Annotated in this window: 21 protein-coding genes; 9 read left to right on the top strand and 12 right to left on the bottom strand. The window is 68.2% G+C overall.

All coding sequences use genetic code 11. The features are described 5' to 3' along the window. Positions 1-6: 6 nt before the first annotated feature. Positions 7-2,625 carry a DNA topoisomerase III gene (locus OOZ48_RS13340; protein ID WP_269499108.1) on the bottom strand — a complete coding sequence of 873 codons (2,619 nt, stop codon included), beginning with the start codon at positions 2,623-2,625 and terminating at the stop codon, positions 7-9. 301 nt (positions 2,626-2,926) lie between these two features. On the opposite strand from OOZ48_RS13340, the gene OOZ48_RS13335 reads away from it, so the two are divergent. From OOZ48_RS13335 to OOZ48_RS13310, 6 genes are read left to right on the top strand one after another with little or no spacing between them, the layout of a single operon-like run. Beyond that, positions 2,927-4,171, top strand: coding sequence for a branched-chain amino acid ABC transporter substrate-binding protein (locus OOZ48_RS13335; protein ID WP_269499105.1), 1,245 nt, complete (start codon positions 2,927-2,929; stop codon positions 4,169-4,171). A gap of 4 nt (positions 4,172-4,175) precedes the next feature. Continuing rightward, positions 4,176-5,117, top strand: coding sequence for a branched-chain amino acid ABC transporter permease (locus OOZ48_RS13330; RefSeq protein ID WP_269499103.1), 942 nt, complete (start codon positions 4,176-4,178; stop codon positions 5,115-5,117). A gap of 4 nt (positions 5,118-5,121) precedes the next feature. Further along, the gene (locus OOZ48_RS13325; protein WP_269499101.1) at positions 5,122-6,405 is read left to right on the top strand and encodes a branched-chain amino acid ABC transporter permease; all 1,284 of its coding nucleotides are present in this window, start codon (positions 5,122-5,124) and stop codon (positions 6,403-6,405) included. Then, a complete protein-coding gene (locus OOZ48_RS13320; protein WP_269499099.1) occupies positions 6,402-7,157 on the top strand; it encodes an ABC transporter ATP-binding protein in 756 nt (251 codons plus the stop codon). The genes OOZ48_RS13325 and OOZ48_RS13320 overlap by 4 nt, the downstream gene beginning before the upstream one ends. After that, complete coding sequence (locus OOZ48_RS13315; RefSeq protein ID WP_269499097.1) at positions 7,154-7,873, top strand: ABC transporter ATP-binding protein; 720 nt, start codon at positions 7,154-7,156, stop codon at positions 7,871-7,873. Before OOZ48_RS13320 ends, OOZ48_RS13315 begins: the two co-directional genes overlap by 4 nt. A gap of 52 nt (positions 7,874-7,925) precedes the next feature. Next, a complete protein-coding gene (locus tag OOZ48_RS13310; protein WP_269499095.1) occupies positions 7,926-8,867 on the top strand; it encodes a 3-keto-5-aminohexanoate cleavage protein in 942 nt (313 codons plus the stop codon). Between the two features lie 46 nt (positions 8,868-8,913). Here the strand turns inward: OOZ48_RS13310 and OOZ48_RS13305 are convergent, their stop codons facing one another. Both OOZ48_RS13305 and fabG read right to left on the bottom strand, forming a co-directional pair. Beyond that, entirely contained in the window at positions 8,914-9,705 is a 792-nt protein-coding gene (locus tag OOZ48_RS13305) for an SDR family oxidoreductase (protein WP_269499094.1), read from the bottom strand. A gap of 1 nt (position 9,706) precedes the next feature. Further along, complete coding sequence (fabG, locus tag OOZ48_RS13300; protein ID WP_269499092.1) at positions 9,707-10,447, bottom strand: 3-oxoacyl-ACP reductase FabG; 741 nt, start codon at positions 10,445-10,447, stop codon at positions 9,707-9,709. A 128-nt stretch (positions 10,448-10,575) separates the two neighbouring features. Between fabG and OOZ48_RS13295 the strand changes: the two genes are divergently transcribed. Then, on the top strand, positions 10,576-11,613 hold the full coding sequence (locus tag OOZ48_RS13295; protein ID WP_269499090.1) for an AraC family transcriptional regulator: 1,038 nt from the start codon (positions 10,576-10,578) through the stop codon (positions 11,611-11,613). Here the strand turns inward: OOZ48_RS13295 and OOZ48_RS13290 are convergent. The 9 genes from OOZ48_RS13290 to OOZ48_RS13250 all read right to left on the bottom strand — a co-directional run bounded on the left by OOZ48_RS13290 (position 11,610) and on the right by OOZ48_RS13250 (position 22,476). Next, positions 11,610-12,569, bottom strand: a complete 960-nt coding sequence (locus OOZ48_RS13290) for a 3-hydroxyacyl-CoA dehydrogenase family protein (RefSeq protein ID WP_269499088.1) — start codon at positions 12,567-12,569, stop codon at positions 11,610-11,612. The two genes, OOZ48_RS13295 and OOZ48_RS13290, sit on opposite strands and share 4 nt — an antisense overlap. Positions 12,570-12,629: 60 nt before the next feature. Continuing rightward, on the bottom strand, positions 12,630-13,526 hold the full coding sequence (gene gluQRS / locus OOZ48_RS13285; protein ID WP_269499086.1) for a tRNA glutamyl-Q(34) synthetase GluQRS: 897 nt from the start codon (positions 13,524-13,526) through the stop codon (positions 12,630-12,632). Between the two features lie 15 nt (positions 13,527-13,541). Further along, positions 13,542-14,009, bottom strand: a complete 468-nt coding sequence (locus OOZ48_RS13280) for a DUF494 family protein (RefSeq protein WP_269499084.1) — start codon at positions 14,007-14,009, stop codon at positions 13,542-13,544. Positions 14,010-14,108: 99 nt separating this feature from the next. Beyond that, a complete protein-coding gene (locus OOZ48_RS13275; protein WP_269499083.1) occupies positions 14,109-16,121 on the bottom strand; it encodes an acetyl/propionyl/methylcrotonyl-CoA carboxylase subunit alpha in 2,013 nt (670 codons plus the stop codon). 10 nt (positions 16,122-16,131) lie between these two features. After that, entirely contained in the window at positions 16,132-17,733 is a 1,602-nt protein-coding gene (locus OOZ48_RS13270) for a carboxyl transferase domain-containing protein (RefSeq protein WP_269499081.1), read from the bottom strand. 49 nt (positions 17,734-17,782) lie between these two features. Then, entirely contained in the window at positions 17,783-18,964 is a 1,182-nt protein-coding gene (locus OOZ48_RS13265) for an acetyl-CoA C-acyltransferase (protein WP_269499079.1), read from the bottom strand. Between the two features lie 18 nt (positions 18,965-18,982). Continuing rightward, a complete protein-coding gene (gene aceK, locus OOZ48_RS13260; protein WP_269499078.1) occupies positions 18,983-20,827 on the bottom strand; it encodes a bifunctional isocitrate dehydrogenase kinase/phosphatase in 1,845 nt (614 codons plus the stop codon). Positions 20,828-20,835: 8 nt separating this feature from the next. After that, entirely contained in the window at positions 20,836-22,014 is a 1,179-nt protein-coding gene (locus OOZ48_RS13255) for an isovaleryl-CoA dehydrogenase (RefSeq protein WP_269499076.1), read from the bottom strand. A gap of 54 nt (positions 22,015-22,068) precedes the next feature. After that, entirely contained in the window at positions 22,069-22,476 is a 408-nt protein-coding gene (locus OOZ48_RS13250) for a MerR family transcriptional regulator (protein WP_269499074.1), read from the bottom strand. A gap of 109 nt (positions 22,477-22,585) precedes the next feature. Here OOZ48_RS13250 and OOZ48_RS13245 point away from each other — a divergent pair, with 109 nt between their 5' ends. Beyond that, positions 22,586-23,656 carry an MBL fold metallo-hydrolase gene (locus OOZ48_RS13245; RefSeq protein WP_269499071.1) on the top strand — a complete coding sequence of 357 codons (1,071 nt, stop codon included), beginning with the start codon at positions 22,586-22,588 and terminating at the stop codon, positions 23,654-23,656. A gap of 22 nt (positions 23,657-23,678) precedes the next feature. Further along, complete coding sequence (locus OOZ48_RS13240) at positions 23,679-24,893, top strand: trans-sulfuration enzyme family protein (protein ID WP_269499070.1); 1,215 nt, start codon at positions 23,679-23,681, stop codon at positions 24,891-24,893. The last annotated feature ends 361 nt before the right edge of the window (positions 24,894-25,254 follow it).

Genomic DNA, 25,254 nt, shown 5'->3' with positions numbered 1-25,254 from the left:
TCGTGCCTAGCCGGCCGTCTTTGAGGCCTTTTTTGTGGCTTTCTTCGCGGCCTTCTTGGCGGGGGCCTTCTTGGCTGCCGCCTTGGTGGCGGTTTTCTTGGCCGCGGTCTTGGCGGGCGTCTTGGTGACCGCCGTTTTTGCCGCCGCGCCGGTGGCCTTGGCGCCCGCCTTGGGCGCGCGCACCTCGAATTCGAAGCCGATCTTGCCGTTGGCCTGGCGCACCAGGTAGGCCTTGAACTTGCGGTTGGTGCGGCTGGAGACGAAGCCCTCGAGCAGGTCGGTCTTGCCCTCGGTCAGCAGTTTGGTCGCCTGCGCGGCGCTGACTTCCTGCTGGAGGATGATCTTGCCGGTGCGGAAGTCGCAGGTCTTGTCCGGGCCGACCGAGTGTTCGCAAACGTAGTTCAGGCCGTGCTCGTAGACCTTGCCGCCGCACTTGGGGCAGGGGCCGACGGGCGTATGGCCGGAAAAGTCGACGGCCTCGGCGTCCTCGTCGTCCTTCTGGCCGAAATCGAACTCGAGCTTGTATTCGTCGGTGATGCGCAGCAGGGCGGCAAACGGTCGGCCCATCTTGCTGATGAAACCGGTCAGGGGGCCGAGTTCGCGGCGGGCGAGCAGCTCCTCGACCTCGGCGATCTCGAAGGTGCGCCCGCCGGGGTGCTTGCCGATCGAGAAATCGCAGGCGGTGCAGGCATAGCGGCGGTAGTTTTCCTTGACCACGCCGCCGCACTTGGGACACGGGGTTTGCAGGGTCGCGTAGTCGCCCGGCACGGTGTCGCGTTCGTATTCCTTGGCGCGCTTGACGATGACCTGGGTCATTTGCGCGATCTCGCGCATGAAGGCCGCGGGGTCGAGGTCGCGCTGCTCGATTTGTTTCAGGCGGTGTTCCCACTCGCCGGTGAGTTCGGGCGAGGTGAGTTCGTTGACGCCCAGGCCCGAGAGCAGGGTCATGAGCTGGCGCGCCTTGGCGCTGGGCACCAAGTCGCGTCCCTCGCGGCGCAAATAGCCTTCGTTCAGCAAGCCCTCGATGATGGCCGCGCGCGTCGCCGGGGTCCCCAGGCCGCGCTCGGACATGGCCTCGCGCAGGGCCTCGTCGTCGACGAGCTTGCCGGCGCCCTCCATGGCCGAGAGCAGCGTCGCCTCGTTGAAACGCGCCGGCGGCTTGGTCGCCAGGCCGCGCGCCTCGATGTCCTCGGTGCGCACGGCCTCGCCCTGCGCCACGGGCACCAGCGAGCCGTCCTCGCCCTGGGCGTCGCGGCCGTAGATGGCCAGCCAGCCCGGCGAGACCAGGACCTTGCCCTCGGTCTTGAAGCGGTGGCCCGAGACTTCGGTGATGCGGGTGGTGACGCGGAATTCCGCCGCCGGGAAAAACACGGCGAGAAAGCGGCGCGAGACCAGTTCGTAGATCTTGGCCTCGGCCTCGCTGAGCTCGCGCGGAACCTGCAGCGTGGGAATGATGGCAAAGTGATCCGAGACCTTCTTGTTGTCGAAGATCCGGCGATTGGGCTTGATCCAGCCTTGCTCGATCGCCTGATGGGCAAAGGGCCGCAGGCCCCGGGCCACGCCCGATTCGCTGCCCGAGATCGCCTGCATGGTCTGGCGCACCGTGGCCAGGTAGTCCTCGGGCAGGTAGCGCGAATCGGTCCGGGGATAGGTGAGGGCCTTGTGGCGTTCGTAGAGGGTCTGGGCCAGTGCCAGGGTGGTCTTGGCCGAGAAGCCGAAGCGCGAGTTGGCCTCGCGCTGCAGGGTGGTCAGGTCGAACAAGGCAGGCGACTGCTGGGTGCTGGGCTTGGATTCCTCGGTGACTGTGCCGGGTTGCTCGCGGCAGGCGGCGACGATGGTCTGGGCCGCCGTGGCCGACCACAGGCGGGAATCGCGGCGCTCGGGATCCTGTTCGTCCTTGGTGAATGCCGGGTCGAACCAGCGGCCCTCGTAGAGCCCGGCGGCGGCGACAAAGGTGGCGTGGACCTCCCAGTAGTCGCGCGAGACGAAACGGCGGATGCGCTCCTCGCGCTCCATCACGATCGCCAGGGTCGGGGTCTGGACACGGCCCACCGGCGTCTTGAAGAACCCGCCGTCCTTGCTGTTGAAGGCCGTCATGGCCCGGGTGCCGTTGATGCCCACCAGCCAGTCGGCCTCGGCGCGGGCGCGCGCGGCCGCCTCGAGGGGCTTCATGGTCTCGTCGCTGCGCAGATTGGCGAAGGCCTCGCGGATGGCCGCCTGCGTCATGGATCGCAGCCACAGGCGCTGGATCGGCTTGTGCACGTTGGCGTACTGGACGATATAGCGAAAGATGAGCTCGCCCTCGCGGCCCGCGTCGCAGGCGTTGATGACCGCGCCCACGTCCTTGCGCTTGAGGAGCTTGACCAGGAGCTTCAGGCGCTCGGCCGAGCGCTTGTCGGTCGGCCCCAGCTCGAATTTGGGCGGGATGACCGGCAGATGCGCGAAGCTCCACTTGCCGCGTACCGGGTCGTTGGGCGCAACGAGGCTCAACAGGTGGCCGACGCTCGACGACAGGACGTACTCGCCGCTCTCGAAGTAATCCCCCTCTCGGGTGAAGCCGCCCAGGGCACGGGAAATGTCGAGTGCAACCGATGGTTTTTCAGCAATGATCAGCGTTTTAGTCATGGGGTCCCAGTGGCTGGAATTTCAGCCGCGATAGCGCGGATCATACGAGGCTGATGTCATACCATGCAAGTCGTGTGCCCTTTGCGGCGCTCCGCTGGCGGGCTTGCCGGGCCAGGAACGGCGGGCCTGGCACCGGTCGCATCGAGCGGTGTTGCATTAGGGTAAGCCATGACGCGCCATGTCCGGTAAAGATATGGTGATGTCCGTAATCGATCTATGATGGCCCTGGGGCAGTCTCTAACATGCCTTCATCCGGTGCCCGCTGGGGCGCCGGCTGATCGTTCTCATGGAGGAGACCCTCATGAAATCCCCTGCTGTTCTGAAGATGGCGCTGCTGCCCGGGCTGATGTTCGCTTCGGCGCTGGCGACGGCGGCGCCCGTCAAGATCGCCCTCGTGGAAACCTTGTCCGGCCCCCAGGCCGCGACGGGCCTGACTTATCGGGCGGCCGTGCGCTATGCCGTCGAGCGGATCAACGCGGACGGCGGCTGGCACGGCGAGCCGCTCGAGCTGCTGGAGTATGACAACCAGGGCGGGCCGGCCGGCGCGGCCGACAAGCTGAAGGCCGCGATCTCCGACGGCGCGCAGATCGTCGTCCAGGGCGCGTCCTCCGCGATCGGCGGCCAGATCACGGAAGACGTTCGCAAATGGGACCTGCGCAATCCCGGGCGGGAGCTCATTTATCTGAACGTCGGTGCCGAGGCCCAGGCTCTCACCGGCGACAAGTGCCAGTTCTATCACTTCCGCGTCGCGGGCAATGCGCCGATGCGCGTCAACGCGCTGGTGGCCGGCATGAAGCAGGATCAGGCCCTGGGCTCCAAGGTCTATGCGATCAACCAGAATTATTCTTGGGGCCAGGACATGGAGCAGGCCATCGTGGACGGCGCGGCGGCCGGGGGCTACACCGTGGTCGAGAAAACACTGCACGATGTCGGCAAGATCCAGGATTTTTCGCCGTATGTGAACAAGATCGCCGCCTCGCACGCGGATACGGTGATGACGGGCAACTGGGGCAGCGACCTGCTGCTGCTCATGAAGGCGGCCAAGACGGCGGGCCTGAAGGCGCGCTTCGGCACGGTCTACCTGGATCAGCCTGGCAACATCGCCAACGCCGGTGATGTCGCTCTGGGCAACTACGTTGCGCAGACCTTCAACCCGGAGGCGGCCGGCGAGGCCGGTGCGGCATTCATGCAGGATTACCGGGCCAAGACGGGCCATGAGCCGACCTTCATCGAGCCCCAGACCGTCTTCGGCATGCTGCTGGTGGGCGAGGCGCTCCGGCAGGTGCCGGCCGGCGACGGCAAGCTGGACGTCCGCAAGCTCGCGCTGGCGCTGGAACAGGCCTCGATCGAGACGCCGATGGGCAAGCTCAGCATGCGCGCCCAGGATCACCAGGCCCTGCTGCCGCTGGCGGTGTCGGTCGTGTCCCGCGATGCGAAGTACAAGGCCGACGGGACGGACATGGGCTTCAAGCCGGTGAAGCGGTTCACGGCGGAAGAGGCCGCGGTGCCTGCGCAGGCCAGCTGCCGCATGCAACGCCCCGATTGACGCCATGGAACAACTTGCCACGCCTCTGCTCAATGGCGTCATCTACGGCCTGCTCCTGTTCATGGTGTCGGCCGGGCTGACGCTCATCTTCGGCATGATGGGCATCCTCAATTTCGCGCATGCATCCTTCTACATGCTGGGCGCCTATTTCGCGTATGCCCTGCAGGACGTGTTCGGCTTCTGGCCGGCGATCATCGTGTCGCCGCTGCTGGTAGGGGTCGTCGGCATCCTGGTGGAGCGCTACATCCTGCGGCGCGTGCACCGGTTCGGGCACGCCCATGAGCTGCTGATCACGTTCGGACTGTCCTTCATCATCGTGGAGCTGGTCAAGCTGTTCTTCGGCAACTACCCGGTCAACTACCGGGTGCCGGCCAGCCTGGATTTCGCCGCGTTCACGATGGGATCGCTGGACTATCCGGCCTATCGCCTGTTCATGGGGATCGTGGCCATCGGCATGTTCGTGGCGATCTACCTGCTGCTCTCGCGCACCCGGGTCGGGATCGTGGTGCGCTCGGCGATCCATCGGCCCAAGATGGCCGAGGCGCTGGGCCACAACGTGCCGCGCGTGTTCATGGGCGTCTTCGGAGTGGGCGCGGCGATGGCGGGTCTGGCCGGCGCCGTGGCGGGCGCGTTCTACACCACCAGCCCCAACATGGCGCTGGAACTGGGCGTGCTCGTGTTCGTCGTGGTCGTGATCGGCGGGCTCGGGTCCCTGGAAGGCGCCATGCTGGCCTCGCTGCTCATCGGGATCGTGACCTCGGTGGCGGTGGGGATCGACGCGTCCCTGGCGGACTTCATGGCCCTGTTCGGCGCGGGCGACCTGGCGCGCGAGATCGGCGGAATCCTGGTGCTGAAGGTCTCCAGCCTGGCGGCCAGCCTGCCCTTTGCCCTGATGCTGCTGGTGCTGCTGGTGCGCCCCAGCGGGCTCATGGGCGACAAGGAGTGAGGCCATGAAAGTTCGCATGGTCCTGTTGGCGGCCGGTGTCTGCGTGCTGGCCGCCGCGCCCCTGCTGCTGTCGGATGGCCTGGTGAACGCCGCCATCTCCATGTTGATCGCGGCCTTGTTCGCCTGCGCCTACAACCTGCTTTGCGGGCAGGCCGGCATGCTGTCCTTCGGGCATTCCGCGTATTTCGGCGTGGGGGCGTTCGCCACGATCCATGCCATGAACGCGGTGGACGGGGCCGGCCTGCTGCCCACGCCGCTGATGCCGCTCGCGGGTGCCCTGGGCGGGCTGCTGTTCGGCTTTGCGGCGGGGTGGTTCTCCACGCAGCGGACGGGTGCCTATTTCGCCATGATCACCCTGGCGATCGCCGAGCTGCTGCACGCCATCGCGCCGCAGCTCAAGGGCGTCTTCGGGGGCGAGGCGGGCATCTCGTCGATGCGCATGCCCGCCTGGGGGTGGGACTTCGGGTCCACCACCGAGGTCTACTACCTGACGCTGGCCTGGGTGCTGGCGAGCCTGGCCGGGCTGTACCTGTTGACGCGCACGCCGCTGGGCCGCCTTGCCCTGGGGATCCGGGAGAACAGCCACCGCCTGCGTTTTCTCGGTTATGAAGTGCACCGCGTGAGCGTGCTCATCTTCGCGCTGTCCGGCATGTTCTCCGGCATCGCGGGCAGCCTGCAGGTCCTCAGCAACGAATCGGCCAATTATGTGATGTTCGATACCTCGCTGTCCGCGGCGGTCGTGCTGAACACCTACATCGGCGGCGTCCACGCCTTCCTCGGTCCCGCGCTGGGCGCGGCGCTGGTGACTTTCTTTGGTTATGCCGTGTCGGACCTGACCCAGTCCTGGCTGCTGTACCAGGGCGTGCTCTTCGTGCTCGTCATCATGTTCATGCCCACCGGCCTGGCTGGGCTGCTGGACCTGGCTTGCGGATCGGCGAGGCGGTATGGCGCGCGGGCGGTGGCGCCGGCCGCCGGCCTCTACGTCCTGGCCGGGGGCGCCTATGCGGCCGCGCTCGTGTTCCTCACAGAACTGCTGCAGCGCCTGTTCTCCCAGGACTATCGCAGCCTCGCGCAGGCGGCCGGCGCGGGGCACTGGCCCCCTGTGCGCATGTTCGGCCACGACTGGACGCCTCTGGGCACATGGACGTGGGTGGCGCCCGCCGCCCTGATCGTCGCCGGCTGGCTGTGCTGGAGAGCCGCCACGGCCGTCGTCCGCCGCCTGCAGGAGGCCGCGCCCGCGGTGCCGGCCGGCGCCGCGGGCATGGCCTCCCCTGGGAGGACCGCATGAGCGCCGCCATCCTGTCCCTTGCGGACGTGCACAAATCCTTCGGCCCGGTGGAGATCATCCGGGGCGTGAGCCTGACGGTGGGCGCGAATGAGCGGCATGCCATCATCGGACCCAACGGCGCCGGGAAGTCGACGCTGTTCCATCTCATTTCAGGCCAGTTGCGTCCGAGCGCCGGCGGGATCTTCCTGGCGGACGAGCCCATCGCCGGGCACAGCCCGCAGGCCGTGAACCGGCTGGGATTGGCGCGGTCCTTCCAGATCACCAACATCTTCCCCCGGCTGAGCGTCTTCGAGAACATCCGCCTTGCGGTGATGCGGTCCCATGGCCTGCAGTATTGCTTCTGGCAGTGGGTCGACCGCAATCGCCGGGTGCGCGAGCAAAGCGAGGCCTTGCTCGAAAGCGTCCGCCTCGGGCATCGCGCGGGCGCCGTGGCGGGCGAGCTCTCGTATTCGGAACAGCGGTCCTTGGAGATCGCGATGACGCTGGCCTCCGATCCCCGGATCATCCTGCTCGACGAGCCCATGGCCGGCATGTCCCGGGAGGAGACCCAGTACACCACGGCGCTCATCCGCGAGGTCACGCAGGGGCGCGCCCTGTTGATTGTGGAGCACGATATGGAGGTGGTGTTCTCGCTGAGCGAGCGAGTCAGTGTCCTGGTGTATGGCCGCATCATCGCGAGCGGCACGCCCGGCGAGATCCGCGGCAATGCCCAGGTCCGTGAGGCCTATCTGGGCGAGGAGGCCACCGCATGATCGCCGAAACGCCGGTGCTGCAGGTGGAGGACCTGCACGCCCATTATGGCAAGAGCCATGTCCTGCACGGTGTGAGCTTCGAGGTCCGCCCCCATGAGGTGGTCGGGCTGATCGGCCGCAACGGCTCGGGTCGGTCCACGACGCTGAAGGCGATCATGGGCCTGGTGCCGCCCACCTCGGGGCGGGTGATGCTGCAGGGACGGCCTCTGGCGGGCCGCCGGCCCTACGAGATTGCGCGGGCGGGCATCGCCTACGTGCCCGAAGAGCGCGAGGTGTTCGTCAACCTGACGGTCGACGAGAACCTGCGCATGGGCGAACAGCCGGCGGCCGAGGGCGCGCCGTCCTGGACCCCGGCGCAGATGTTCGACTATTTCCCCCGCCTGAAGGAGCGGCGCAATACGCTGGCCGGCAGCCTGTCGGGCGGAGAGCAGCAGATGCTGACGATCTGCCGGTCCCTGCTGGGCAATCCCCGCGTGCTGCTGATCGACGAGCCCACCGAGGGCCTGGCGCCCCGCATCGTGGCGGCCGTCAGCGACTGTATCCAGGACATCCACCGGCGCGGCGTCTCGGTGGTGCTCGTGGAGCAGAAGCTCACGATCGCGCTGCGCGTGTCCACGCGCATGTGCGTCATGGGGCAGGGCAGGATCGTCCGCGAGGGCGCGCCCGGGGACATCGCGGGCAATGAGGCCCTGCTGGCGGAATGGCTGGCGGTCTGAGGTTTGAACGATGCGGCCGGCCCCGGCCGCGCAGCGGTCTGGAAACGGAAACATGAAACACTCGAACGACAAAGTCATCATCACCTGCGCCGTGACGGGCGGCATCCACACGCCGACGATGTCCCCGCACCTGCCCCTGACGCCGGAGCAGATCGCGGAACAGGCCATCGCGGCCGGCGCGGCGGGTGCGGCGATCCTGCACCTGCACGCCCGGGACCCCCGCGACGGCAGGCCCACGCCGGACCCGCAGGTCTTCCAGCAGTTCGTTCCCCGGATCAAGGCGGCCACCGACGCCGTCATCAACATCACGACCGGCGGCACGGCGCGGATGAGCCTGGCCGAGCGCCTGGCGTACCCGCTGGCGGCCCGCCCGGAAATGTGCTCGCTGAACATGGGCTCCATGAACTTCTCGATCCATCCGGTCGCCCGCCGCATCAGCGACTGGAAATACGACTGGGAAAAGTCCTATGTCGAGGGCATGGAGGACCAGATCTTCCGCAATTCCTTCAAGGACATCGCGCACATCCTGCGCGCGCTGGGCGAGATCCACGGCACCCGCTTCGAGTTCGAGTGCTATGACATGGGCCATCTCTACAACCTGGCCCACTTCGTCGACCAGGGCCTGGTGCGCACGCCGCTCTTCATCCAGTTCGTCCTCGGCGTCCTGGGCGGCATCGGGCCGGACCCGGCCAACCTGGTCCACATGCGCGACACCGCGGACCGCCTGTTCGGGCGGGAAAACTACCGGTTCTCCGTGCTGGGCGCCGGCCGGCACCAGATGGGGCTGACGGCCATGGCTGCTGTCATGGGAGGCAATGTCCGGGTGGGACTGGAGGACAGCCTGTTCCTGTCCCGGGGCGAGCTGGCTTCGTCGAACGCGGACCAGGTGCGCAAGATCCGCCGTATCCTGGAAGAACTGTCATTGGAGATCGCGTCGCCGCGCGAGGTCCGGCAGATGCTGGGCCTGAAGGGCGCGGACAAGGTCGGCTTCTAGTCCGCCGGGCGGCACCCCGGGCGCCGCCCGGCCCGGACGGGCCATGTCACAGGTATTCGACGTTACCGTCCACGCTGATCGCCTGGCCGGTGATGTTCGCCGCCGCCGGTGTGGACAGGAACAGCGCCATGGCCGCGATGTCCTCGGCCGAGACCATGCGGCGCAGAGAGATCTTCTGGAGATACTGCTCGCGCATCGCGGCGTCGTCCAGATCCAGGGCTTGCGCGCGCGCCGCGATGACGCGGTCCATGCGCGGACCGGACACCACGCCCGGGAGCACCGCGTTGACGCGGACGCCGTCGGGGCCGAGTTCCGCCGCAAGGGACTTCATCAGGCCGACGACCGCCCATTTGCTGGCGGCATAAGGCGTGCGGAAGGGATAGCCCAGGCGGCCCGCGACCGAGGACATGGCGACGATGTGCGGGCTGTGCGGCGATTGCTTCAGATGGGGAACGGAGTGATGCAGAAAATAGAACTGGCTGTTCAGGTTGGTGTCGATCGTGCGCTGCCAGTCGGACGCGGCCAGGCTGTGGATGCCGCCCGTCGGGCCGGCGATGCCGGCATTGTTGACCAGCACGTCCAGGCCGCCCAGGTCCTGCGCGGCCTCGTCCACGGCCCGGGCGACCGCCGCGGCCTCGCTGACGTCGATGACGGCGCCCAGGACATCCGGATGGTCCCGCCGGAAGGCGGCCAGCGCCGGGGCGTCGACGTCGCAGACATACACGCGGGCCCGGGCCTCGAGGAAGCCTTCCGCAATGGCCGCGCCGATGCCGGCGGCGCCGCCGGTGATCAGCACCCTCAGGCCCTGGGGGACGAGCAGACGTTGAATGATGGACATGTCAGATACTCAGCCCGCCGGTGACCTCGATCACGGCGCCGTTGATGTAGCTGGCCTCGTCGCTGGCCAGGAATGCATACACTTTGGCGATCTCTTCCGCAGCCCCCAGGCGCCGCAGCGGCACCTGCTCGCACATCCGCGTCAGGATTTCGTCCGGCACGCTGTCGAGCATGGGCGTCTGGATGAAGCCCGGCGCCACGGCATTGACCCGGATGCCCTTGGGGCCAAGCTCGCGGCACCAGGTCAGGGTGAAGCCGATCACGCCGGACTTGGCCGCGGCATAGTTCGTCTGGCCGAAGTTCCCGTAGAGGCCCACCACCGAGCTGGCGTTGAGGATGACGCCGCAGCCCCGCTCGATCATGCCGGGCACGACGGCCTGGGCCGCATTGAAGACCCCTTTGAGATTCACGTCGATGACCGCATCGAACTGCGCCTCGGTCATTTTTTCGAAACGGGCGTCGCGCGTGATCCCGGCGTTGTTCACCAGGATGTCGATCCGGCCGAACTCGGTCAGGGCGGTGCCGACGAGCGCGTCGATGCTTGCGCGGTCCGTGACGTCGCCCGCCAGGCCCAGCGCCGGCGCGCCGGCATCCCGGCAATCATCGACGGTCTGGCGCAGGGCGTCCTCGTGGACGTCGCAGGCGACGATGGCGGCGCCCTCTTGTGCGAAGCGCAGGGCAGTGGCCGCCCCGATGCCGCGGGCCGCGCCTGTGATCAACGCAACCTTGCCTTGTAGTTTCATGCTGATTCCTGTGTTCCGGGCGCGTGCGTGGCCCGTCCTGTGCAGTGACGCACACAGAGTAAACGACCCGCCCGCGGATGATAAGATCAAATTCGGACGCGGACATATCCTGAACGGAAGGCACCCCGATGCGACACCCTCCCACCTATAACGAGCGCATCTACGCGCCCTATAAGATCGCCGCCCTGATCGAAGTGCTGGCCGAGCAGGGCATACCCGCCTCGCAAAGCCTGCGGGGCATCGGAATCGACGAAAGCCGCATCTACGACGCCACGGCATTGACCTCGATCCGGCAGTACGTGGAACTCTGCGCCAATGCCCTGATGCTGGGCGCGAACCCGTCGACCCCGTTCCTGACCGGATCGCGCCTGCATCTGTCCGCCTATGGCATGTACGGATATGCGCTCATGTCCTGCCTGGAAATGCGCGATTATTTCCTGCTGGGCGTGAAATACCATTCGCTGGCCACGCCGATGCTGACCATCGAATGGTGCGAGCGCGACGACAAGGCGGTCTGGACCTTTCCGGACGCGATCCTGTGCGACGAGTCGCCGGACATCCGCCGTTTCCTGATCGAGCAGCAGTACATGCAGCATGTGACGCATCTCCAGGATGTGTTTGGGCGCCCGAGATTTCCCGTCAAGGCCTATTTCTCCTACGCGGCGCCGCCTGACGCCGGGATCTATGAACGCTTCCTGGGCTGCCCCTGCGTGTTCGATCATCCGCAGTGTGAACTGCATTACGATGCCGCCATCCTGGACCAGCGGCCCCTGCTCGCCCACCGGCTGACGGCCACCGTGCTGCAGCAGACCTGCGAAGGCCTGATCCGCAACGCCCGCACCCTGTCGGGCATGGCCGGCGAGGTCTATCAGCGCCTCTTGAAGCGGCCGGGGGAATTCCCCGGGATGGACGCCATCGCGGGGCAACTGGGCATGACCGCGCGCAACCTGCGGCGCCACCTGTCGGCCGAGGGCACATCCTTCTCGGCCATCCTGGACGATGTGCGAAGCTCGCTGGCGGTGGAATACGTGCGCACCACCAAGATGAACGGCGACGATATCGCGTTGCTGCTGGGATTCTCGGAGCCCACCAATTTCCGCCGGGCATTCAAGCGCTGGACCGGCAAGACGACCCGGGAATACCGGATGGAGACGGACGCCGTCTAGCCGTGCGCCGTGCCGCTGTCGTCCGTCGGCCGCCCGGGCGCGCTGGCGGCAATGAGGTGGCGGGCCAACCGCGCGCGCACGGCGTCCGCCGCCTCGGGCGTCCAGTCGCGCAGACCCTTGCCGGAGCGCATGCCCAGGTGCCCCTGTTCCAGCAGCCGGGTGAGCAGCGCGGAAGGTTCGGGGCTGGCATCCAGGTCGGGAAACAGGATCTCGTGGACGTTGCGGGTCAGCTCCAGCCCCACCAGGTCGGCGTTTTCCATGGGGCCGAGCACGGGCAGGCGCATGCCGAAACTCTGTTTGACCACCTGGTCGATGGTTTCCGCGTCGCAGACGCCGGCCTGCACGAGCGAGATGGCCTCGCGCCACAAGGCGTGCTGCAGGCGATTGCCGATGAAGCCGGGCACATCCTTCCGCACCCTCACCGGGTGCTTGCCGGCCGCCCGCAGGAGCCCGACGGTCCGTTCGAAGATCACGTCGTCCGTCATGGGGGTGCGGACGACTTCGACCAGGGGCACGAGATGCGGGGGGTTCCACCAGTGGGTGCCCACCAGCCGCGACCGCGCCTGGGGGTCGAGCCGCTCGCCGATCCGTGTGATCGGGATGACCGAGGTGTTGCTGGCCAGGATCGCGGTTCGGGGCGCCGCGTCGGCCGCGTCGGCAAAGATCCGCTGCTTGAGCGCGAGCCGCTCGGGCGCCGCCTCGATGACGATCCCGGCCTCGGCGACGGCGGCCGGCAGGGACTTGCTGAGCCGCAGGCGCTGCAGCACCGCGTCGGCTGGCACCCGCATCTGTTCCAGGTTGCGGGCCACGTGGGCCGGGGCGGCTTGCAGGACCCCGGCATCGGGATCCGTCAGGGTGGTTTCGTGGCCGGCGGCGGCAAACACCTGGGCGATGCCATGGCCCATGAGGCCGGCCCCGATGACGGCGACTTTGAGTTTCGGTTCTGCGCTGGGCATGGGATCCTCCGGTGAATGGCTGCGGGGATGCTACGCGAGCCGGCGCCGGCTGATAAGATCTCAGGCGGACATTCCTGTCCGCGCGCCGCCCGGGTAGCGCTGCGCCCAGCCTGCGGCGGCGGATGCCAGGAAGGCGTCCGGCGCATCCGCGGGCAGGTGTCCGAATCCCAGTTCTTGCCAGGCCTGCCGCAGGCAGGCCAGCGGCTGCGACAGGTCCAGCGCTGGTGCATGGTTCTGCTTGGACAGCTTGCGGCCCTGGGCGTCCAGGACCAGCGGCACGTGCAGCATGCGCGGGCAGGGCAGTGCCAGCGCGCGGGCCAGCTGGCGCTGGCGGGCGGTGGAATCCAGCAGATCGGCGCCGCGCACCACGTCGGTGACGCCCTGCTGGCCGTCGTCCACCACCACGGCCAGCTGGTAGGCCCACAGGCCGTCGGCGCGGCGAATGATGAAGTCGCCCACCTCGGCTGCCACATCCTGGCACTGCGGCCCCAGCCAGCGGTCCTGGAAGCGTTCCAGGCCGGGATCGACGCGAAAACGCCAGGCGGGCCGCCGGCCGTCTTTGGCAACGGGGATGTGTCCCGCCGGGGGATTCGGGCGGCAGGTGCCCGGATACGGGCCGGCCCGCAGCTCGCGCCGGCGGCAATGGCAGGGATAGACGCGGCCGGCCCGCCGCAGCCGCTCGAAGGCCTGGGCGTAGGCGGCATGGCGCTGCGTCTGCCAGACCGGATCGCCGTCCCAGTGCAGGCCCAGGGACTGCAGCTGATGCAGGATCAGGCGGTCGGCGCCGGGGACTGTGCGGGGTTCATCGATGTCTTCGATGCGCAGCAGCCACCGGCCGCGCTGCGCGCGGGCGTCCAGGTAGCTGGCCAGCGCGGCCACCAGCGAACCGGCGTGCAGCGGGCCGCTGGGGCTGGGGGCGAAGCGGCCGACATATGGCCGCGGGGGCGGGTGCGCCATGGCGCCGCGCGGAAATCAGTGCGAGGGGCGCTCGCTGTCGTCGGCCAGCAGTTCCTCGAAGATCAGGTGGTCGACCTCGGCTTCCTGGCTCCAGAGCACCATCAGGGCGATCACCTTGATCTCGGACAGGGTCAGGGGCGCGGCATGCGCCGCCTGGGCGCATTCGATGAGGAGCTCGCGCAGGGCCGGCGGCAGTACGCCCGAGTTTTCCAGGAAAACGATGAAGCCGATGGCTTCGGCGCCCAGGGCCTGGTATTCCTGGTCGGTGTAGATTCGCAGGGCGGTGTGCCCGGACGTCTGCGCGGGGGCGAGGACCTGGCATTGCTCCGTCGCGGCGGCCAGTTGGCGCAGCCAGGCCAGTGCGTCGTCGATGTCTTCGTGCTCGAAGCCGGCGGCGGCGAGCTTGCTGGCCAGGACCTCGGCCTTTGGGCAGGCCTGCGGGGTGTAGTAGGTTTCGAACAGATAGACGAGGATGTCGTACATGGCGGCCCGTATTGCGTGCTTCCCGTACAGTGTACTTGATTCGGAGGGGGCGCCGCGACGCCGGGCGACGTGGGGATTTCCCCGGTCGCGGCGGCGCCGTCACTCGCCCTCGGCGGAACCCAGGGCGATCAGGGCGTCGCCCTCCTGCACCTGGTCGCCCGCGGCGAAATAGACCTCGAGGACTTCGCCGTCGTGCGGGGCGTGGATGGTGTGCTCCATTTTCATGGCCTCCATCACGATCAGTGGCGCGCCGCGCTCGACGGTGTCGCCGGCCGCGACCGCCACTGACAGGACCTTGCCGGGCATCGGGGCGGACAGGCCGCCTTGCCGCTCGTCGGATTCGCCGGTGGCCAGCGCGATCGGGTCGCGCCAGTCCAGGGTGTGGCGCCGCCCCTCGACGAACAGGTCGAGACGGCGGCCTTGGAGAAACACCTCCCCTTGGGCCTCCAGCTCGCCCAGGCGGGCGCGGACGTGGGCGCCGTCCACCCGCCAGCTCAGTGCTTGCGCGGGGCCGTCGTCCACCGACAGGGTCCAGGCGTCGCCGTCCCGCTCCAGGCCGATGAGGACATCGCGCGTGCCGTCCGACAGCGGGATCCGGCGGCTGTAGAGTCCGCTGATTCGCCAGCCGTCGGCCGCCGCCCAGGGGTTCTCGGCGTGCGCCGGGTCCCCGGGCGCGCCCAGGCCGTCGGCGTGCAGCACGGCGGCCGCGGCCAGCGCCAGCACCGGCTCGGGGATCGCCTGCGCCGGCGGGAACAGACGGTCGTGCTCGCGCTCGATGAGGCCCGTGTCCAGGTCGGCGGCGGCAAAGGCCGGGTCCGCCATCAGGCGGCCCAGGAAGGCGATGTTGGTCTGCACGCCGGTGCTGCGGATCGCCGCCAGGGTGCGCAGCATGCGGCGGCGCGCCTGTTCGCGGTCTTCGCCATGGACGATCAGCTTGGCGATCATGGGGTCGTAGTAGGGGGTGATCGTGTCGCCCGCCTGGACGCCGCCGTCGACCCGCACCGGCCCCTGGCGGAAGGTCACGTGCGGCGGGAACTCGAGGACGTCCAGCCGCCCGATCGAGGGCAGAAAGCCCTTGTCGGGGTTCTCGGCGTAGATCCGCGCCTCGAGGGCGTGGCCGTGGATGGTCAACTGGTCCTGCGCGACCGGCAGCGGCTGGCCGGCGGCCACCCGCAATTGCCATTCGACCAGATCGTGGCCGGTAATGGCCTCGGTGACGGGGTGCTCGACCTGCAGCCGGGTGTTCATCTCCATGAAATAGAAGCGTCCGTCGGGCTCGGCGATGAATTCCACCGTGCCGGCGCCCACGTAGCCCACCGCGCGCGCGGCGGCTACGGCGGCATCGCCCATGGCCTGGCGACGCTCGGGCGTCATGCCGGGGGCCGGCGCCTCCTCGATCACCTTCTGGTGGCGGCGCTGCACCGAGCAGTCGCGCTCGAACAGGTGGATGCAATGCCCGTGCGTATCGGCAAAGACCTGGATCTCGATGTGGCGCGGGCGCTGCAGGTAGCGTTCGACCAGGACCTGGTCGCTGCCGAAGCTGCTGGCGGCCTCGCGACGGCACGAGGCCAGGGCCTCGGCGAAGGCCTCGCCGGATTCGACGATGCGCATTCCCTTGCCGCCGCCGCCCGCGCTGGCCTTGATCAGCACCGGATAGCCGATGGCATCGGCCTGCTGGCGCAGGAAGCCCGGATCCTGCTCGTTGCCGTGGTAGCCGGGCACCAGGGGCACGCCGGCCGATTCCATGAGGGTCTTGGCGGCGGATTTGCTGCCCATGGCGGCGATGGCGTCGGCGGGCGGGCCCACGAAGACCATGCCTGCCGCCGCGCAGGCGCGCGCGAAATCGGCGTTCTCCGACAGAAACCCATAGCCCGGATGAATGGCCTGGGCGCCCGTGCGGCGCGCCGCCTCGAGAATGGCGTCGGCGCGCAGGTAGCTGCTGGCTGGTTCGGGGCCGCCGATGCGCACGGCCGTGTCGCAGGCGGCGACGTGCCGGGCGCCGGCGTCGGCGTCGGAGTACACGGCCACTGTGCGCAGGCCCATGCGCCGCGCGGTGGCGGCGATGCGGCAGGCGATCTCGCCGCGGTTGGCGATCAGGAGCGTATCGAACACAGGGGTCTCCTTACATTCTGAACACGCCAAAGCGCGTGTCTTCGATGGGTGCGTGGCGCGCCGCGGCCAGGCCCAGCCCGAGCACGCGACGCGTGTCGGCGGGCTGGATGATGCCGTCGTCCCACAGGCGCGCGGTGGCGTAGTAGGGATGGCCCTCGTGCTCGTACTGGTCGCGGATGGGCGCCTTGAAGGCTTCCTCGTCCTCGGGGCTCCACTGGCCGCCCTTGCGCTCGATGCCCTCGCGGCGCACCGTGGCCAGCACGCTGGCGGCCTGTTCGCCGCCCATGACCGAAATCCGGGCATTGGGCCACAGGAACAGCAGCCTGGGGCCGAAGGCGCGACCGCACATGCCGTAGTTGCCGGCGCCGAACGAGCCGCCGATCAGGACGGTGAACTTGGGCACCGAGGCGGTGGACACGGCGGTGACCATCTTGGCCCCATGGCGCGCGATGCCTTCGTTTTCGTACTTGCGCCCCACCATGAAGCCGGTGATGTTCTGCAGGAACACCAGGGGAATGCGGCGCTGGCAGCACAGCTCGATGAAGTGCGCGCCCTTTTGCGCCGCCTCGGAGAACAGGATGCCGTTGTTGGCGATGATGCCCACCGGCATGCCGTAGATGCGGGCGAATCCGGTGACCAGCGTGGTGCCGAAGCGCGCTTTGAATTCCTCGAACTCGGAGCCGTCGACGATGCGGGCGATGACCTCGCGCACGTCGTAGGGCTTGCGGGTGTCGCGTGGAATGATGCCGTCGAGCTCGCGGGCGTCGTACAGGGGATCGGCCCAGGCGCCCGCCGGGGCGGGCCGGTCCAGGTTCAGGCGGGCCACGGCGTCGCGCGCCAGCCGCAGGGCGTGGGTGTCGTCCATCGCGAGGTGGTCGGCCACGCCCGAGAGCCGGGTGTGGACGTCGCCGCCGCCCAGGTCCTCGGCCGAGACCTCCTCGCCCGTGGCCGCCTTCACCAGCGGCGGCCCGCCGAGGAAGATCGTGCCCTGGTTGCGCACGATGATGGACTCGTCGCTCATGGCCGGCACGTAGGCGCCGCCGGCCGTGCACGAGCCCATGACCACCGCGAGCTGGGCGATGCCCATCGAGGACATCACCGCCTGGTTGTAGAAGATCCGGCCGAAGTGGTCCCGGTCGGGGAAGACCTCGTCCTGGTTGGGCAGGTTGGCGCCGCCCGAATCCACCAGGTAGATGCAGGGCAGGCGGTTCTGCTGCGCGATTTCCTGCGCGCGCAGGTGCTTTTTGACGGTCAGGGGGTAATACGTGCCGCCCTTGACCGTGGCGTCGTTGCAGACGACGACGCATTCGGTGCCGGCCACGCGCCCGATGCCGGTGATGATGCCGGCGCCGGGCGAGGCGTTGTCGTAGACGTCGTGCGCGGCCATCGGCGAGAGCTCCAGAAAGGGCGTGCCCGGGTCGAGCAGCCGTTCGACGCGCTCGCGCGGCAGCAGCTTGCCGCGCGCCACGTGCTTGGCGCGTGCCGATTCGCTGCCGCCTTGGGCGGTGCGCGCGAGCTGCCTGCGCAAGTCCTCGACCTGGGCGCGCATGGCCTGCGCGTTGTCCTGGAATTCCTCGGACCTGGGGTTGATTCTGGATTCGATGACCGGCATGGGGCTTCCTGGAAGTCGGGCACAGCCGCGGCCGTGCCCGGGGCTGGACTCAGATCATTTCGATGGCCAGGGCGACGGCCTCGCCGCCGCCGATGCACAGCGAGGCGATGCCGCGGCGGCCGCCGGTCTTGCGCAGGGCGCCCACCAGCGTGGTCAGCAGGCGCGCGCCCGAGGCGCCGATGGGGTGGCCCAGCGCGGTGGCGCCGCCATGGATGTTGACCTTGTCGTGCGGCAGGTTCAGGTCGGCCATGGCCGCCATGGTGACCACCGCGAAGGCTTCGTTGATCTCGTAGAGGTCCACGTCGCCGGCGCTCCAGCCGGTCCGGTCCAATAGTTTCTGGATGGCGCCCACCGGGGCCGTGGTGAACCAGTTGGGCTCCTGGGAATGCTGGGTGTGGGCGACGATGCGCGCCAGCGGCGTCGCCCCCAGCGACTGGGCCGTGGATTCGCGCATGACCACCATGGCCGAGGCGCCATCGGAAATCGAGGAGGCATTGGCGGCGGTGATGGTGCCGTCCTTCTTGAAGGCGGGCTTGAGGGTGGGGATCTTTTCCGGCATGGCCTTGAAGGGCGCCTCGTCGGTGTCGACCACGGTATCGCCCTTGCGGCCCTTGATCGTGACCGGGGCGATCTCCCATTTGAAGCTGCCGTCCTCGCTGGCCTGGCGGGCGCGGCGCAGCGATTCCAGCGAGAAGGCGTCCTGCTGTTCGCGGGTGAAGCTGTATTTGGAGGCGCAGTCCTCGGCGAACACGCCCATGGCGGTGCCACGCTGGTAGGCGTCCTCGAGGCCGTCGAGGGCCATGTGGTCGTAGACCGTGGAATGGCCGTAGCGGTAGCCCTGGCGGCCGCGCAGCAGCAGGTAGGGCGCGTTGCTCATGCTTTCCTGGCCGCCGGCCACCACCACGTCGGCCGAGCCGGCCTTGATGATGTCGTGGGCCAGCATCACGGCCTTGAGGCCCGAGCCGCAGACCTTGTGCAGCGTGCTGCAGGCCACGCCCAGGGGCAGCCCCGCGCCCAGGGCGGCCTGCCGCGCGGGCGCCTGCCCCTGGCCGGCCTGCAGGACATTGCCCATGATGACTTCGTTGACGGCGTCGCCGGCGATGCCTGCGCGCTCGACGGCGGCGCGGATCGCGACGGCGCCGAGCTCGTGTGCGGCCAGCCCGGACAGACTGCCCAGCATGCCTCCCATCGGGGTGCGCGCGACTGAAGCGAGAACGATTTGATCCGACATGATGTGCTCCATTGAATTTCAGGGGGTGCTGCGGGGATAGGGCCGCGGTGTCGATGACTGCAGCCTTCTGGCATTATCGTACGGGAAAATATCCTCGATCCTGCCCTGGGCGGCGCGCGCGCGGCAGTCCTGCCACCATTGGGCGTCGAGCAGTTCGGCATGATGCGCGAGGAAAGCCGCGCGCACGCGTGGATCGCCCAGCAGGAAATGGCGGAATTCCTCCGGGAAGACGTCGTTGGGGCCCACCGGGTACCAGGGCTCGCTGGCGAGCTCGGCCTCCTCGTTGGGGGCGGGCGGGATCCGCCGGAACTGCATCTCGGTCATGCGCTGGATCTCGTCGTAGTCGTAGAACACGATGCGGCCCAGACGCGTGACGCCGAAGTTCTTGTACAGCATGTCGCCGGGAAAGATGTTCGCCGCCGCGAGTTCCCGGATGGCCTGCCCGTACTGGCGCACGGCGGCTTCGAGGGCGGCGTCCGAGGCGTGCGTCAGGTAGAGGTTCAGCGGCGTCATGCGCCGCTCGATGTAGACGTGCTTCAGCAGGACCGTGTCCTCGGTTTCCTCGATGAGGCTGGGCACCTCGGTGCGCAGGCCCTCGAGCAGGCGCGGCGAGAAGCGGCGCTTGGGCAGGGCGACCAGGGAATATTCCCAGGTGTCGGCCATCCGCCCGACGCGGTCGTGCATCTTGACCATCTGGTACTTGCGGCGCACGGTCGCCTCGGTCATGCCGTCCTTGGCGATGCGGTCGCGGATCAGCTTGAAGACGTAGGGATAGGACGGCAGCGTGAAGACGGTCATCACCATGCCCTGGATCCCCGGCGCATAGTCGAAGGCGTCGTGCGAATGCGAGAGGTGATACAGGAAGTCGCGGTAGAACAGCGTCTTGCCCTGTTTTTGCAGGCCCAGGGTGGTATAGATCTCGGCCTTGGGCTTGCGCGGGAACAGCGAATTGAGGAATTCCACGTAGGCCGCCGGCGCCTCCATGTCCACCAGGAAATAAGCGCGCGTAAAGCTGAACAGCGTGCTCAGGTCGTCGCTGGTGTGCAGCAGCGCATCCAGCCGGACCTGGCCGCCGGGGTTGTGCAGCAGCGCGATGGCGAAGGGATGGATGGCGGTCTGGTTGATGAGGCGGCCCACGACGTAGGCGCCCTTGTTGCGGAAAAACAGGGTGTTCAGGACCTGGATCTGGCAGTCCGGCGCCAGGCGGCGGCCGATGCCGCGCGGCAGGCGCAGGCGCAGCTGGCGGATCGCCAGGCGCGCGAGCCGGCGCGCATCGGCCGGCAGGTCGGCGTAGGGCGCGGCCAGGCCGAAGTCGGCGACCATGCGGACGATGGTGTCCTGCAGGTCCGCGCCCAGCGGATAGTAGCTGCGGTACGAGGGCAGGGCGTCGTCGATGTATTCGGTCGCCACCGTGGGACGCACGAAGATGAAATCGTTGTTGAAGTAGCTGCGGTGCAGGATGCGGCAGGATACCGAGTTGAAGAACGTCTCGGCGCATTCGGGTTGCCGGTGGGTGGCCAGCAGCCCCACGTAGAGGGCCTTGGTGTCTTGCCAGAATGCGGCCTGCGCGGCCGTGAGCGCGGGGCCGGACGCCGGGGCGCTGTCGCTGCCGCGCAGCGCCTGGCCCAGGGCCGCCGCGCATTCGCGCACGCGCATGTCGTAGTATTCGATGCGTTCGCTGGACAGTCGCTGGATGCCGTGCCAGTCGCCCGATTCGAACAGGGCCTTGGCGCGTTGCGCGCCGTAGCGAAACAGCGAATAGTGGCGATCGAAGCCCGCCAGGATCATGCGCGCCACGGCGTCGGGCGACAGCCGCCGCGGAGCGACGGGCTCGATGCGCTGGTGGTCCCCCGAGTACCTCATGGACGTTGTCAGGCGGTCTCGCCGAAGAGCTCGCGGCCGATCAGCATGCGGCGGATTTCGCTGGTACCGGCGCCGATTTCATAGAGCTTGGCGTCGCGCCACAGGCGTCCGGTGGGAAACTCGTTGATGTAGCCGTTGCCGCCCAGGATCTGGATGCCCTCGCCCGCCATCCAGGTGGCTTTTTCGGCGCAATACAGGATGACGGCCGCGCAATCCTTGCGCACCTGGCGCACGTGTTCGGCGCCCAGCCGGTCGAGGTTCTTGCCCACGGTGTAGCAAAAGGCGCGGGACGCCTGCAGGGTGGTGTAGAGGTCGGCGAGCTTGCCCTGGATCAGCTGGAATTCGCCGATCGGCTGGCCGAATTGCTTGCGCTCGTGCACGTAGGGCACGACCACGTCCATGACCGCCTGCATGATCCCCAGCGGGCCGGCCGCGAGGACCGCGCGCTCGTAGTCCAGGCCGCTCATCAGCACCCGGACGCCGCCGTTGACCGTGCCCAGCACGTTGTCCTCGGGAACCTCGCAGTCCTGGAACACCAGCTCGCCGGTGTGGCTGCCGCGCATGCCGAGCTTGTCGAGCTTTTGCGCCACCGAGAATCCCGGGTATCCCTTTTCCACGATGAAGGCGGTGATGCCGCGCTGATGCGCCTGCGGGTCCGTCTTGGCGTAGACCACCAGGGTATCGGCGTCGGGGCCGTTGGTGATCCACATCTTGGTGCCGTTCAACACATAGCGGTCGCCGCGCTTTTCGGCGCGCAGGCGCATGCTGACCACGTCCGAGCCGGCACCCGGCTCGCTCATGGCCAGGGCGCCGACGTGTTCGCCCGAGACCAGGCCGGGCAGGTACTTGCGCTTTTGCGCCTCGGTGCCGTTGCGGTGGATCTGGTTGACGCACAGGTTCGAATGCGCGCCGTAGGACAGGGCGATCGACGCGCTGGCACGCGAGATTTCCTCCATGGCGATCATGTGGGCCAGATAGCCCTGCTGGGATCCGCCATACGCTTCGCCCACCGTCACCCCCAGCAGGCCCAACTGGCCGAATTTGCGCCACAGGTCCATGGGGAACTGATCGTCGCGGTCGGCGGCCGCCGCGCGCGGGGCGATTTCGGCCTGCGCGAAATCGCGGACCGCGTCGCGCAGCATGTTGATGTCTTCGCCAAGATCGAAATTGAGGCCGGGCAGGTTCATGAGCATGTCTCCAATAGCGGACGTATTGTGCTATGACGTTTACGTTAACGTCAATTAGGGTTCGGCCGGGGTGGTGGCCAGGGCGCGTTCGCGCAGCAGCGCCTGGCATTCGGCCTCCTGCTGGCGGATCTCGCGCAGGGTGACCTCCAGGTCGTGGCGTTGCTGCTCGAGCTTGTGTCTATGGGTTTCGAGGACCTGGGCGTAGTGGCGCAGCTGGGCCGTGTTGCTGGCCGGGGTCTCGTCGTACATGTTGATCAGGTCCAGGATCTCGGAGAGCTGCAGGCCCAGGCGCCGGCCGCGCAGCGCGAGCCTCAGCCGCGTGCGGTCGCGGGCGCCGTAGACCCGGTTGCGGCCCTGCCGGCCCGGACTGACGATGCCCTGGTCCTCGTAGAAACGGATGGTGCGCGGCGTCACGGAAAATTCGCGAGCCAGCTCGGAAATGGTCCAGGTGGTTTGCGTCATGGCTGGGAGGTCGTCGTACGAAGGAAGTTTACGTTAACGTCAATCTGTATGATGCCATAATACGCGCGACAGCCCATGGCGGGGTGCCGCCGCATTTGTGGAGAAACGATTGAATCCGAACGAGCAGAAACTGGTTTACCCGCTGGGCGAGGACATGCCCGAACCGGGCCGCGCCATGGGTGTCGCGGATGGGGTGTACTGGATCCGCATGCCGCTGCCCTTTGCCCTGGACCACATCAACCTGTGGCTGCTGCGCGACGAGATCGACGGCCGCCAGGGCTGGACCGTGGTCGATTGCGGGATCGACCGCGACGAGGTCCGCGCGCGCTGGGAGGGTGTGTTCGAGCATGTGCTCGACGGCCTGCCGATCCTGCGGGTGATCGTGACTCACATGCACCCCGATCATGTGGGCCTCGCGCATTGGCTGTGCGAGCGTTGGCAGGTGCCCCTCTGGATGACGATGACAGACTACGTCATCGCCCGCCTGTGGGCTGGGCAGAGGCGGGCGGACGCCGAGGGCGGTGGACCGGCAGGTGAATCTGCGGCGCGACACTTTGCCCGCCACGGACTGCTGGACCCCGAGGCACAGCGGCAGATCCGCGAGCGCCACGACTACTACGGCGACATGGTGCCCGCCATGCCGCGCAGCTTTCATCGTTTGCACCATGGCCTGGCCCTGAACATTGGCGGTCGCGAGTGGCGCGTGATCGTCGGCTATGGCCATGCGCCGGAGCACGCCTCGCTGTCGTGCCCCGCCCTGGGGGTGCTGATTTCGGGTGACATGGTGTTGCCGCGGATTTCGACCAACATCAGCGTCTTCGACCTCGAGCCCGAAGGCAATCCCCTGCCGATGTACCTGGACTCGCTCAAGGCCTATGACGGCCTGGATCTCAATACGCTGGTGCTGCCGTCGCACGGCCGGCCCTTCAGGGGCCTGCACGAACGCGTGGCCCAGCAGCATACCCACCACGCCGAGCGACTGGACGAGGTGCTGGCGGCCTGTGGCCAACCGGCCAGCGCCACCGACATCCTGCCGGTGCTGTTTCGCCGCAAGCTCGACCTGCACCAGCTGACCTTCGCCATGGGCGAGGCGATCGCCCACCTGCACGCCTTATACTTCGAAGGCAAGCTGCGCCGCAGCGTGGATGCGCAAGGGGTCTACCGCTTCCAGCGCATCTAGTCCGAACGATTCCAGGCCCGCCATGCCCGTACCGCCCGACGTCCGCATCGATACCCTGCTGCAGCATACCGGCCAGGCGCCGCTGGATCCAGCCACCGGCAGCGGCCCGGTGGCCATGCCGTCCATGCGCACCAGCACCGTGCGCTTTGCCGACATGGACGCCCTGGACCGGGCGCAGGCCGCCAAGGCGCGCGGCGAGCGCGTACCGACCTATGGGCGCGTGGGCCTGCAGACGCACGAATCGCTCGAGACCTTGCTGTGCCGGCTCGAGGGGGGCTCCAGGGCCTTCCTGGCGCCGTCCGGCATGGCGGCGATCAGCATGGCCTTGATGGCGCTGGTCGGCCAGGGCGACGATGTCCTGGCGGCCGACTGCGTCTATGGGCCGGTGCGCTTCCTGCACAAGACCGTCCTGTCGCGCATGGGCGTGGGCATGGATTTCGTGCGTCCCACGGTCGCCGCCCTGCAGGCCGCGCTGCGGCCGGAAACCCGGGTGCTGTATCTGGAGTCGCCGGGCTCGCTATTGATGGAGATGCTGGACCTGCCGGAACTCGCGCGCTGGGCTCACGACCGGGGCCTGGTGGTGGTGGCCGACAATACCTGGGGATCGGGGTATGTCTATCAACCGCTGGCACTGGGTGCGGACGTCTCGGTCGTCGCCGTCACCAAGTACGTCGGCGGCCATTCCGACCTGATGCTGGGCGCTGCCGTGGCGCGCGACGAGACGCTGAACCGCCGGCTGGGCGACACCCACTATGCCCTGGGCAGCACCGTCAGCGCGGACGACGCCTGGCTGGCCCTGCGCGGGGCGCGCACGCTGGGCCTGCGCATGCGCCAGTCGGCCGAGCACGCGCTCGAGGTCTGCCGCTGGCTGGCGGCGCGGCCCGAGGTCTCGCGCCTGTTCCATCCCGCGTGGCCCGACGACCCGGGCCACATGTTGTGGCGCCGGGATGCGCTGGGGTCGAACGGCATGCTGTCGGTGGCGGTGGACCTCGACCGGGCCGGCGCCCGGCGCCTGATCGACGCCTTGCGCCTGTTCGGCATCGGCTATTCCTGGGGCGGCTACGAAAGCCTGATCACCCAGGTCGAGTCCGGCGCCCTGGACACCCACGGCTATTGGGACGAACACGCCGATGCGCGCATGCGCGCCGGCAGCGTCCTGCGCCTGCATATCGGTCTGGAAGACCCGCGCGACCTGATCGCCGACCTGGACCAGGCTTTCGTACACGCCCTGGCCTGACGCAGCGCGGAGGCCTTCTTTTTCCGCCGGGCCGCCCCAAGGGAAAAGCGCCCCCTCGGGGGATGAGCCCGGACATGGGATGGTCCCTGCGGACCAGTCCATGCCTGGCGAATCCGAGCCGCATGCAAGCGGCGAGGTGGACAGCAAGCCGAAGGCGCAGCGTGGGGGCCTTCTTTTTCCGCCGGGCCGCCCCAAGGAAAAAGCGCCCCCTCGGGGGATGAGCCCGGACATGGGATGGTCCCTGCGGACCAGTCCATGCCTGGCGAATCCGAGCCGCATGCAAGCGGCGAGGTGGACAGCAAGCCGAAGGCGCAGCGCGGGGGCCTTCTTTTTCCGCCGGGCCGCCCCAAGGAAAAAGCGC

The sequence above is a fragment of the Castellaniella sp. S9 genome (assembly GCF_027257175.1).
Taxonomy (GTDB): Bacteria; Pseudomonadota; Gammaproteobacteria; order Burkholderiales; family Burkholderiaceae_B; genus Castellaniella.
Note: the sequence above shows the minus strand (reverse complement) of the source record. Positions and strands in the feature narration are given on the sequence as shown.

Coding starts and splice junctions, on each gene's coding strand:
- OOZ48_RS13340 (WP_269499108.1), bottom strand. CDS start 2,625: ATGACTAAAACGCTGATCATTGCTGAAAAACCATCGGTTGCACTCGAC.
- OOZ48_RS13335 (WP_269499105.1), top strand. CDS start 2,927: ATGAAATCCCCTGCTGTTCTGAAGATGGCGCTGCTGCCCGGGCTGATG.
- OOZ48_RS13330 (WP_269499103.1), top strand. CDS start 4,176: ATGGAACAACTTGCCACGCCTCTGCTCAATGGCGTCATCTACGGCCTG.
- OOZ48_RS13325 (WP_269499101.1), top strand. CDS start 5,122: ATGAAAGTTCGCATGGTCCTGTTGGCGGCCGGTGTCTGCGTGCTGGCC.
- OOZ48_RS13320 (WP_269499099.1), top strand. CDS start 6,402: ATGAGCGCCGCCATCCTGTCCCTTGCGGACGTGCACAAATCCTTCGGC.
- OOZ48_RS13315 (WP_269499097.1), top strand. CDS start 7,154: ATGATCGCCGAAACGCCGGTGCTGCAGGTGGAGGACCTGCACGCCCAT.
- OOZ48_RS13310 (WP_269499095.1), top strand. CDS start 7,926: ATGAAACACTCGAACGACAAAGTCATCATCACCTGCGCCGTGACGGGC.
- OOZ48_RS13305 (WP_269499094.1), bottom strand. CDS start 9,705: ATGTCCATCATTCAACGTCTGCTCGTCCCCCAGGGCCTGAGGGTGCTG.
- fabG (WP_269499092.1), bottom strand. CDS start 10,447: ATGAAACTACAAGGCAAGGTTGCGTTGATCACAGGCGCGGCCCGCGGC.
- OOZ48_RS13295 (WP_269499090.1), top strand. CDS start 10,576: ATGCGACACCCTCCCACCTATAACGAGCGCATCTACGCGCCCTATAAG.
- OOZ48_RS13290 (WP_269499088.1), bottom strand. CDS start 12,569: ATGCCCAGCGCAGAACCGAAACTCAAAGTCGCCGTCATCGGGGCCGGC.
- gluQRS (WP_269499086.1), bottom strand. CDS start 13,526: ATGGCGCACCCGCCCCCGCGGCCATATGTCGGCCGCTTCGCCCCCAGC.
- OOZ48_RS13280 (WP_269499084.1), bottom strand. CDS start 14,009: ATGTACGACATCCTCGTCTATCTGTTCGAAACCTACTACACCCCGCAG.
- OOZ48_RS13270 (WP_269499081.1), bottom strand. CDS start 17,733: ATGCCGGTCATCGAATCCAGAATCAACCCCAGGTCCGAGGAATTCCAG.
- OOZ48_RS13265 (WP_269499079.1), bottom strand. CDS start 18,964: ATGTCGGATCAAATCGTTCTCGCTTCAGTCGCGCGCACCCCGATGGGA.
- aceK (WP_269499078.1), bottom strand. CDS start 20,827: ATGAGGTACTCGGGGGACCACCAGCGCATCGAGCCCGTCGCTCCGCGG.
- OOZ48_RS13255 (WP_269499076.1), bottom strand. CDS start 22,014: ATGAACCTGCCCGGCCTCAATTTCGATCTTGGCGAAGACATCAACATG.
- OOZ48_RS13250 (WP_269499074.1), bottom strand. CDS start 22,476: ATGACGCAAACCACCTGGACCATTTCCGAGCTGGCTCGCGAATTTTCC.
- OOZ48_RS13240 (WP_269499070.1), top strand. CDS start 23,679: ATGCCCGTACCGCCCGACGTCCGCATCGATACCCTGCTGCAGCATACC.